General features: G+C 61.7%; 4 protein-coding genes. 2 read left to right on the plus strand and 2 right to left on the minus strand.

The features are described from left to right. Positions 1 to 76 precede the first annotated feature (76 nt). Together ACW9JE_RS28920 and ccoN are read right to left on the minus strand one after the other, a co-directional pair. On the minus strand, positions 77 to 298 hold the full coding sequence (locus ACW9JE_RS28920; protein WP_224538894.1) for a cbb3-type cytochrome c oxidase subunit 3: 222 nt from the start codon (positions 296 to 298) through the stop codon (positions 77 to 79). Next, entirely contained in the window at positions 298 to 1,725 is a 1,428-nt protein-coding gene (gene ccoN / locus ACW9JE_RS28925) for a cytochrome-c oxidase, cbb3-type subunit I (RefSeq protein WP_224538895.1), read from the minus strand. Before ccoN ends, ACW9JE_RS28920 begins: the two co-directional genes overlap by 1 nt. A gap of 330 nt (positions 1,726 to 2,055) precedes the next feature. Here ccoN and ACW9JE_RS28930 point away from each other — a divergent pair, with 330 nt between their 5' ends. Continuing rightward, positions 2,056 to 3,729 (plus strand): nitrite/sulfite reductase, encoded by a 1,674-nt coding sequence (locus tag ACW9JE_RS28930; RefSeq protein ID WP_457434702.1) that lies wholly within the window; start codon positions 2,056 to 2,058, stop codon positions 3,727 to 3,729. Further along, positions 3,726 to 4,205: a DUF934 domain-containing protein gene (locus ACW9JE_RS28935; protein WP_224538900.1), complete on the plus strand. Its 480-nt coding sequence runs from the start codon at positions 3,726 to 3,728 to the stop codon at positions 4,203 to 4,205. The genes ACW9JE_RS28930 and ACW9JE_RS28935 overlap by 4 nt, the downstream gene beginning before the upstream one ends. The last annotated feature ends 371 nt before the right edge of the window (positions 4,206 to 4,576 follow it).

Here is a 4,576-nt window from a genome sequence, read left to right on the forward strand (position 1 = left end):
GCGGTGTGTCAGACAACATCAATGTCGACTGGAACGCCGCCTTCGCGAGCAAGCCCGCTCCCACATTGGATTAGCGTCAAACTTCCATATTGATCCAACCTACCTTGGGCTCTTCCGGCGCCACGGCATTGATGCTCTTGCCCGTCGCCACCTCAACCCGCCGCGCCACCTCCGGGTCATCGGCAAACGGAATCAGGCTCGCCTCATCCAGGCTTTCAGCGCTCTGGTGGCGCAGACAATACTCGACGGCAAACCACAAAAACGCCACGCCCAAGACATTCAACATGATCTCCATCATCAGGCTATCCGCGCCTCCTGCTCGGCCATCGATACGTCCGCCGCCCGCACCGTGCGCCACACGTTCCAGGCCATCAGCAGCATGCCGGTGAGGAAGAACACGCCGCCGACAAAGCGCACCACGAACCCCGGATGGCTGGCCTGCAAGGCTTCGACGAAGGAGTAGGTCAGCGTGCCGTCGTCGTTGATCGCGCGCCACATCAGGCCCTGGGTGATGCCGTTGACCCACATCGAGGCGATGTACAGCACGGTGCCGATGGTGGCCAGCCAGAAGTGCAGGTTGATCAGCGGTGTGCTGTGCATCTGCTCGCGACCAAAGACCTTGGGCACCATGTGATAGGTCGCGCCAAAGGTGATCATCGCCACCCAGCCCAGGGCGCCGGCATGTACGTGGCCGATGGTCCAGTCGGTGTAGTGGGAGAGGGCGTTGACCGTCTTGATCGCCATCATCGGACCTTCGAAGGTCGACATGCCGTAGAAGGCCAGGGACAGCACCAGGAATCGCAGGATCGGGTCGGTGCGCAATTTATGCCAGGCGCCCGAGAGGGTCATCATGCCGTTGATCATCCCGCCCCAACTCGGCGCCAGCAGGATCAGCGACATGGCCATGCCCAGCGACTGCGCCCAGTCCGGCAATGCGGTGTAGTGCAGGTGGTGGGGACCGGCCCAGATGTACAGGGTGATCAGCGCCCAGAAATGCACGATCGACAGGCGATACGAATACACCGGCCGATTCGCTTGTTTTGGCACGAAGTAATACATCATCCCCAGAAACCCGGTGGTCAGGAAAAAGCCCACGGCGTTGTGCCCGTACCACCACTGCACCATCGCGTCGGTGGCGCCGGAGTACACCGGATAAGACTTGAACCAGCTCACCGGAATCGACAGGTGGTTGACCACGTGCAGCATGGCGATCACCACGATGAAGGCGCCGAAGAACCAGTTGCCGACGTAGATGTGCTTGGTCTTGCGCCGTACCACGGTGGTGAAAAACACGATGGCATAGGCCACCCAGACCACCGTCATCCACACCGCGCCCGAGAACTCGATCTCGGCGTATTCCTTGGTCGTGGTGTAGCCCAGCGGCAGGCTGACCAGCATCACCACGATCACCGACTGCCAGCCCCAGAAGGTGAAGGCGGCGAGGGTGTCGGAAAACAGCCGCACCTGACAGGTGCGCTGCACCGCGTAGTAACTGGCGGCGAACTGCGCGCTGCCGGCGAAGCCGAAAATCACCAGGCTCGTGTGCAGCGGTCGCAGGCGGCCGAAGCTGGTCCATGGCAGGTCCAGGTTCATTTCGGGCCATACCAGTTGCGAGGCGATCCACACGCCCATCGCCATTCCCACGATGCCCCAGAACACTGTTGCGATGATGAATTGGCGCACGACCTTGTAGTTATAAGCCTGTCCGAGAGTTGCTGTGCTCATGCTCGATGCTTCCACGATTGCAAAGTCGGGCAACTGTAAAAACACCGGCCATTTCAAAACAGGCTCAGGAAAAGCTCATTTGTGCGGATCAGACAGAACCTCAGCCACAGTGCGTTCAAACGCCATCTGATACGGTTTTTTCAGAATTAAGTGAGTCTGTAACTCGCTGCGCCGCAAGCCCATAGTCATCAAAAACCTGTAGGAGCGAGCACGCTCGCGATGGTCGTCAACGATAACGCGGGAAACCTGTTGCCCCGCGTCGTCTGTGATTGCATCGCGAGCGTGCTCGCTCCTACAGGGAAGCGGATCCGACCTTGATGAGGTAGCCAGATGTATCAGTACGACGACTATGACCGGGCGCTGGTGTTCGAGCGGGTTGCGCAGTTTCGCGATCAGGTCGCGCGCTACATGGCCGGCGAGCTGAGCGAAGAAGAGTTCCTGCCGCTGCGTCTGCAAAACGGCCTGTACCTGCAAAAGCACGCCTACATGCTGCGGGTGGCGATTCCCTACGGCACCCTCAGCGCACGGCAGATGCGCACGCTGGCGAGCATCGCCCGGGATTACGATCGAGGTTACGGCCATTTCACCACCCGCCAGAACATGCAGTTCAACTGGATCGAACTGGCCCAGGTGCCAGAGATTCTCGAACGCCTGGCCGAAGTCGAGATGCACGCGATCCAGACCTCCGGCAACTGTGTGCGCAACATCACCACCGAAGCCTTCGCCGGGGTCGCGGCGGACGAAATGATCGACCCGCGCCCGCTGGCCGAGATCCTGCGTCAGTGGTCGACCATCAACCCGGAATTCCTGTTCCTGCCGCGCAAGTTCAAGATCGCCATCTGCTCGGCCGAACAGGACCGCGCGGCGATCATGATGCATGACATCGGCCTCTACCTGTATCCGGGTGAAGACGGGCAGATGCTGCTGCGGGTGATCGTCGGCGGCGGCCTGGGGCGCACGCCGATCCTCGGTTTGCAGATCCGCGACGGTTTGCCGTGGCAGCACCTGTTGTCCTATGTCGAAGCGGTGCTGCGCGTTTACAACCGTCATGGCCGGCGCGACAACAAGTACAAGGCGCGGATCAAGATCCTGGTCAAGGCCTTGGGCATCGAAGCCTTCGCTCGGGAAGTGGAGGAGGAGTGGCAATACCTCAAGGACGGTCCGGCGCAATTGACCCTTGATGAGTTCGAGCGGGTCGCCAGTGCTTTCGTCGCCCCGGAGTATCGTGAGCTGGCGAGTATCGATCTGGAATTCGGCGCCCATATGGCGCAGAACCCGGCCTTCGCCCGCTGGGTGTTGCGCAACGTGCAGGCGCATAAGGTGCCGGGTTACGTCAGCGTGGTGTTGTCCACCAAGCCCGGCATCAGCTCGCCGCCGGGGGATGTCACCACCGCGCAGATGGAGGCGATTGCCGACTGGTCCGAGCGCTTCGGTTTCGGCGAAATCCGCATCGCCCATGAACAGAACGTGGTGCTGCCGGACGTGCCCAAGGTGGATCTGTTCGCGCTATGGAGCCTGGCCTGCGAGCACAATCTGGGCAGCGCCAACGTCGGCCTGCTCACCGACATGATTGCCTGCCCCGGTGGTGACTTCTGCGCGCTGGCCAACGCCAAGTCGATCCCCATTGCGCAGGGCATCGCCGCGCGATTCGAGGACCTCGATTACCTGCACGACCTGGGCGACATCAGCCTCAACATCTCCGGCTGCATGAACGCCTGCGGTCACCACCACATCGGCAACATCGGCATTCTGGGCGTCGATAAGAACGGCAGCGAGTGGTACCAGATCACCCTCGGCGGCGCCCAGGGCAAGAACAGCGCGCTGGGCAAGGTGATCGGCCCGTCGTTCAGCGCCAGCGAAGTGCCCGAGGTCATCGAGTGCATTGTCGAGACATTTGTGCGTTATCGGGAAAGCGAAGAGCTGTTCGTCGATACCGTGCAGCGCATCGGTCTTGAGCCGTTCAAGGAGTCGGTTTATCCGAAAGCGCTGGAGGTGTCGGCATGAACAATCTGTTGCGGCTGGAGGCGGGCGTGGCGCGGATTGATGCCGAGGATTCGTGGACGCTGGTCAGGGACCTGGAGGCGCCGCTGTCTGGTGCGGCATTGATTCTGCCGCTGGCCAAGTGGCTGGAAAATCCGCAGCAACAGGCGGTATGGCTGGGGCCGGACGATGAGGTGGAAAGCCTCAAACCGTGGCTTGAGCAGCTGACATTGATCGCCCTGGATTTCCCCAGCTTCCGTGACGGCCGCGCTTACAGCCAGGCCTACCTGCTGCGCACCCGACTGGGCTGGACGGGCGAACTGCGCGCCATCGGCGATGTGTTGCGCGATCAGCTCAGCCACATGCGTCAGTGCGGTTTCGACAGCTTCGCGGTACGCGAAGACAAATCCGCCGAGGATGCGTTGAAAGGGCTGGCGGGGATGAGCGTGCTATACGGGCGCTCGGTGATCGAGCCACGGCCGTTGTTCCGCAGACGGTAGGAGGCTGGCCGGGGAATTGGTGAACAACGCAGAACCCTGTGGGAGCGTGGCTTGCCCGCGAAGGCGTCAGGTCGGCCGACATCAACGTTGGATGTGCCGGCCTCTTCGCGGGCAAGCCCGCTCCCACAGGTCCTGCGGCTGGCCGGGAAATTGGTGAACAACGCAGAACCCTGTGGGAGCGAGGCTTGCCCGCGAAGGCGTCAGGTCGGCCGACATCAACGTTGGATGTGCCGGCCTCTTCGCGGGCAAGCCCGCTCCCACAGGTCCTGCGGCTGGCCGGGAAATTGGTGAACAACGCAGAACCCTGTGGGAGCGAGGCTTGCCCGCGAAGGCGTCAGGTCGGCCGACATCAACGTTGGATGTGCCGGCCT

It is taken from the genome of Pseudomonas sp. SDO55104_S430, assembly GCF_054070595.1.